Raw genomic sequence first — 5,601 nt, 5'->3', positions numbered from 1 at the left:
CAGACGATCACGCGGTGGCCGCGCCACCTCTACCCGCTCCCATCAGCGAAATCTCAAACGGCGGCTGCCGTACTAGCGGAAAAATCAACGGATATCGCTGACCAGGGCAAACAGGTGGTCAATAACGATCTTGCGAGGAGGGGCCAAAAGTTGATCTGGGTGATCCGGCTTCGGTTCGCGCGAGGCGTTGCTGACTTGTGCTGCTTGGGTAGGTGTCACCAAGCCCCAAAGTCGCTGGACGAGTGGACGGAAAGCAGCCGCGATGCTCGCAGGACTGTGGGGTGGGTGTCCGTTCTGTTCAGCCGGCCTCGGTGGGCAGCTTGGACAGGTGCCGGTAGATGGTGGGGCGGGTGACGCCGAACTCAGCGGCGATCTCCTCCACGGTGTGCAGTCGGCGTCCGTCGGGTCCGGTCTCCTCGTACATCTCCCGCGCGATCTTCACCTGGCGCGGGGTGAGCTTGGGTTTCTGGCCGCCGGTGCGACCGCGAGCGCGGGCGGCTGCCAGGCCGTCGAGGGTGCGTTCGGACATGAGGGCGTGTTCGAACTCGGCGATGGAGCCGAGGATCTGGAAGAACATCCGGCCCATTGCGGTTGACGTGTCGATCTTCTGGTCGAGCACGACCAGGTCGACGCCGCGCTGCTGCAGCTGTGCGGAAAGTTCGATGAGGTGTTCCAGGGAGCGGCCGAGCCGGTCGAGTTTGGTGACCACGAGCTGATCCCCGGGCCGGTGCGCGACCAGGAGCGCCTTGTCGAGTTCGGGGCGGCGGGCGAGTTTGCCGGACGCCTTGTCGACAAAGATCTGCTCGCAGCCGGCCGCGGTGAGTGCATCGTGCTGGGCGTTGGGGTTCTGGTCGCGGGTGGAGACCCGTCCGTAGCCGATCCGCATGCGGTGACTGTATCGCGAACCCCCGATCGCGTTACGAAGGCGCGGACACGGGTTCCGTTACAGATGCGACCTGGGCGAACATCACCGGTGCCCGGGTGTCAAGCGAACGGTCGTTACCGGACGCATCCTCGACGCCCTGGACCCTACTGAGTGTTCTCGCCCGGGCGCTCGCCGCCAACAGTGACCGGATGGCGCGCCCGGCCACCGCAGGCTCGGCTGGGCGGGCGACACCGCGGGCAGCTTCGGCGCGCCATCCGGCGGTGATGCCGGTCGATGCCTACAGTGTGGGGGCGTTGTCGGCGCATCCCGGGTGTTGTTCCCCGCCGCGTCCCGGGTCGCCGCCGGCGCGTGGCGTGGCCGGCACCCGGGGGGTGGGGTGCCGGCCACGGGCGCATCATGGCACGCCCTCGGGTGGGTGGCCGGCGAGGGACCAGGCCAGCGCGGCGATCCCGTCGACAGCGGCGGCGGCGCGGGGTGGATGGTCGATCACCTCCGCCAGCGCCCGCCGCTGGATGCGCACGGTAATCTCGCCCCAGGGTGTGCCGTCGCGGCTGAGCTGCGTCCCGGTGATCTGCAGCATCGATTCGGGCAGCACCGCCAACTGGCGCACGCGGATGAACACAATGACCGGGCCGCCCCAGTGTCGCGGATGGCAGGCGACGACGAGTTCGCTGATGCCAGCCCCCTCCCCTCAAGCCGGCCGGTTCCCGGCCAGGGTAGGCGTTGCGGCGTCGCGAAAGTTGGATGTTCTTCGCGACCTGCCGAACCGTGCGCGGCGCGCGCCACCAGGACGGCCAGTGATGCCGATGCCGCCGCCTCGTTCGGCGGCGGTCGGGAGACCACCCGGATGGGGGCGTACGCGGGGCAGGTGGTGACAGCCGTGCCCCTTCCCAATCGCAGGCGGCGGGCTGGGGCTGCCAACCTCACGCCAAGGGCAGGCGGCGCCATCGCGCTTACCCGCGGTGCTGATGTCGTGTACAGCCCGGGGGTGAGCATGTTTGTGCCATCACCATGACCGCGACGTGCACCGTGCATCTGCGCATGCGCATGCGCATGCACGGGGGTGGGGGCATGAGGCGAAAAGGCCAACGACGGGAAGCACCGAGCGGCACGAGCACCTTCCCGTCACACCCGCCTGGGCTCGCCGCGCTCCCCAGCGGCCCTGGCCGGGGCCGCCACACCGGACGGTTGACGTAATCGCCCTGCGGAGATCCCGGATGGTTGATCGTCCGTTCGACCCGGCGTGTCAGGCGTCGTCCGGGTCGGGTTGCTCGGGGTCCCGTAGGGCGCGGCGGCCGTCGGCGTCGAGGTCGGGCGGGGTGAAGCTGTAGTGGCCGTGGACGTTGACGTGCTTGAACCAGTAGGGGTGAAGTCGGGCGACGTCGGCATCGCGCACTTGGTAGCCGTCGGCGCGCAGTGTGGCCAGAATCCGGTCCAGGTAGACGGTGTTCCACAGCGTGATCGCGTTGACGACCAGACCGAGGGCGCCGAGTTGGTCTTCCATTCCGGCGTGGTATGCCTCCCGCAGTTCGCCCTTGCGGCCGTGGAAGACGTGCTTGGCCAGGCCGTGGCGTTCCTCCTGGAGGTTGCGGATCCGCTTGATGTCGCGTCGGTAGCCCTCCCGGTCGGCGTAGGACAGCACGTGCAGTGTCTTGAAGATCCGGCCGAGGTGCGCGAGGGCGTCGCCGAGTTGGGTGGGGTTGCCGCCGTGCTGCAGCATCCGCATCACGTCGGAGGCGCTGATCGCGCCGGAGTGCACCGAGGCGGCGATTCGGCAGATGTCCGGCCAGTGCCGGCGGACCTTCGCCAGGTCGATCTTCCCGCGTGCCGCGGTGTTCAGGGGTCCGTAGTCGGCGCTCGGGTTGACCCGCCACAGTTTCTGGTCGGGTAGTCCGGCGAGCTCCGGGCGGTAGTCCACGCCGAGAAGCTTGAGTAGGCCGAAGACCATGTCGGAATAGGAGCCGGTGTCGGAGACGAACACCTCCGGGCGTGGCCCGCCGTCGCGGCGGTACATCAGGTCCACCGCGTACAGGGAGTCCTTCGGGGTGCCGGACAACACCATGCCCGCGATCCCCACCCCCTGATCGTTGATCATGTTGAGGTAGGTGGCGCCGCGTTTGCGGCCGAAGTACTTCGGGTTCGGCCGGGCGTGGATCGAGCGCACCGGCACCACGAACCGGGTGCCGTCAACGGCGGCGACCAGCCCGCCACCCCACACCTCCGCTGTACCGATCCCGGCCTGCCCGCTGATCAGCACCGCGTTGGCCACGGCGTGGGTGTCGGCGCGCACGTAGTTCTGGTACACGTGGCTGATCCTCGAGCGGGTCAACGCCGGATTACCCGCCGTGATGACCGGCTTCCAACCGACGTTGAGGGCCTGGGCGGTGAGCACCGCCGCGAGGGTGCGGTCCATGCCGGCGTCCAGGCGGGCGCCACCGGAGACGTGGGTGTAGGCGGCGGCGAAACCCGGTTGCCAGCCCATCACCTCCAGCAGCAACTCCCCGATGTCGACCTCCGGGATCATCGCCTCGCACCGCTCCCGCAGCTCGCCCAGGGAGTCCGGTTCGGGTACGGCTTTCACCGCGGCGACGCGCACCCGGCCCTCGCCGTCGACCGTCACGTCCCCGGCCTCGACCCGCCGCGCCATGTGCTTCCACATGCCGTCCAGCTCAGCCGAGTACGCGCTCAGCAAGTCGGCCGGGTCGTCGGGAAGCTGAAGAGAGTCCAGCAGATCCGCCCGCCGGGCCTGCCACGCCGCGCCCGACAGCAGCAGCGCCCTCGGATCGGCCCAGCGTGAGGAGGCGGCGGCGAAGATGTCACGGCGGCGTAGCCGCTGGTGGAACTGGTCGAGCACACAGAACACGTAGGCGACCTTGTCCACCGTCTCCGCCGGCCGGTCCTTGCGCAGCACCAGGTTCCGCCAACCGGGGGTGATCACCTCGATGGCGACCTTCCGGGCGTCCAGACAACCGGCCGGCACCCGCCTGGTCGCGTCGGCGTCGAGCAGGTCCGGCAGGCTGGTCAGCGCGTACAGCACGGGCGCGGCGTCCGTGGTGGCCCCGAACTCGATGGTGGTGGTCAGCAGCCGAATGAACCGCCGGACCAGGGGATAGCGGGTCAACAACGCCGTCCGCCACTCACCATCCGGATCGACCCCCGGCGGCACCACCTGGTGCACCCGCTCGACCGCGCCGCGCAACTCCGCCCGAGAGGCCACGTCCTCGATCGCGTCCCACAACCGCGCGACCGTCAGGTCCTCGCTCCAATCCTCGGACGCCAGCAGCACCGCCACCGCCGCCGCCAGCTTGGAGGCGTCACGGGCCACCCGCGGGTACCGCTTGGCCTTGTCGGCGTTGGACTGACGCTCGGCACGCGCCAGCAACTCGCTCGTCATGATCACATCGAAGAGCTCCAGGGCGTCATCGGTGGCCTTGGCCTCCAGGTACACCACCGTCGACAACAACGTCGCCAGCCGCTTCGGATACGGACTCGTCCGGCGCAGGTCCGTGGCGTTCGCCGACATGCCCCGACGGGCCAGGTCGACCACCCGCCGCCGCGGCACCACACCCAGGTCCACCTGCCCAAGGCCGAGATCCGCGACTTCAGCGACCCGGCTCAACGCGCCCGCCATCGCCTTGCCGGTGCGGTCGACCGGACCCTGACGCAGCCTCTCCAGCGGCGATACCCGCCGCCCCGGCGGCACCTCGACCAAGTCCAGCAGCAGACCGGCCTGCCAAGCGGTCACCATCGCCGCCAGCGTCGTCCACAACCGCACGTGCGACAAGCGGACCACCCGGGCCACCAGCCGCTCCAACTCCCGCACCGCAGGCAGCAGCACCTGACGGGCCAGCAACCACGCCAGCACCCCCTGAAAGATCACCTTCGGGCCCGCACCCGTCGTCCACGCCCGATGATCAATCCAAGCAGTCAAGTCCTCGCGGACGTCGGCGAACTCCCGCCACCCGTCGGCAACGATGATCTCCCGACGGTGCTCCCACTTCGTGTTCGCCCGCTCTACGTACGTCTTCACACACGAGGCGTCCGCGATTCCCAACTGGCTAGCCAGCACGTCCACCACCACCGACGGCAAATCGATCGGGTCATCCAGGAACGTGCCCAGATACCGCACCGTCGTCAACTGCAGCGCGAACCCCAACCGGTTGCCGTCGCCCCGACGCTTGGCCAGCAACACACGGTCAGCGTCATCAAGGAAGAAGAACCGCTCCAAGTCCTCCACCGGCGGCGGCCCGTCGAAACACCCGTACGTCGCGACCTGCCGCGCCGACAGAAACGACCTCTCGTCCCCGTCCCCGACCTGCTGCTCGTCCACCTCAGACACGAACGATCAAACTACGCGACATCCGCGAAGCCGAATACCCATCGGCTGGCCATGACCTCAGCCCAGACGCTTAACGCCAGTTCCCGCAAGATCGTTAGTCACGGGCCTAGCGGTGCCGCCCCCGTAATCGCGTCAGCCTGCGGCGCGCGGATGGCCTAGCCGCCGGCCGCGCCTGCCGCTCAGTCCTTCCTGATCGGTGCCGCCGCGGTGGTCCGGGTATGGCAAGAACCCAGAGTTTGCCCTTGCCGGGGAGAGGGGCGCTTGCCCGATGATCCAATTCTGCTGCTTACGCCGAGTTGTCAGAGGGTGGTTCGGGAGCCTATGTCCGAACTGGGTTTGACCGTTCGCTAGAGGCCCTGGTGGTCGGGGTTACGCG

3 protein-coding genes are annotated in these 5,601 nt (G+C 68.8%); all 3 read right to left on the bottom strand.

Annotated elements, in window-relative coordinates; genetic code table 11:
* Positions 1-298: 298 nt before the first annotated feature.
* Complete coding sequence (locus ACLQ2T_RS29085) at positions 299-886, bottom strand: recombinase family protein (protein ID WP_425769550.1); 588 nt, start codon at positions 884-886, stop codon at positions 299-301.
* Positions 887-1,280: 394 nt separating this feature from the next.
* The gene (locus tag ACLQ2T_RS29080; protein WP_425736060.1) at positions 1,281-1,508 is read right to left on the bottom strand and encodes a hypothetical protein; all 228 of its coding nucleotides are present in this window, start codon (positions 1,506-1,508) and stop codon (positions 1,281-1,283) included.
* A 624-nt stretch (positions 1,509-2,132) separates the two neighbouring features.
* Entirely contained in the window at positions 2,133-5,225 is a 3,093-nt protein-coding gene (locus tag ACLQ2T_RS29075) for a Tn3 family transposase (RefSeq protein WP_425736061.1), read from the bottom strand.
* Positions 5,226-5,601: the final 376 nt, after the last annotated feature.

Origin of the sequence: Micromonospora sp. DT229 (assembly GCF_049844505.1) — a bacterium.
GTDB lineage: Bacteria > Actinomycetota > Actinomycetes > Mycobacteriales > Micromonosporaceae > Micromonospora.
This window is presented reverse-complemented; position numbering and strand designations above follow the sequence as displayed.

Coding starts and splice junctions, on each gene's coding strand:
- ACLQ2T_RS29085 (WP_425769550.1), bottom strand. CDS start 886: ATGCGGATCGGCTACGGACGGGTCTCCACCCGCGACCAGAACCCCAAC.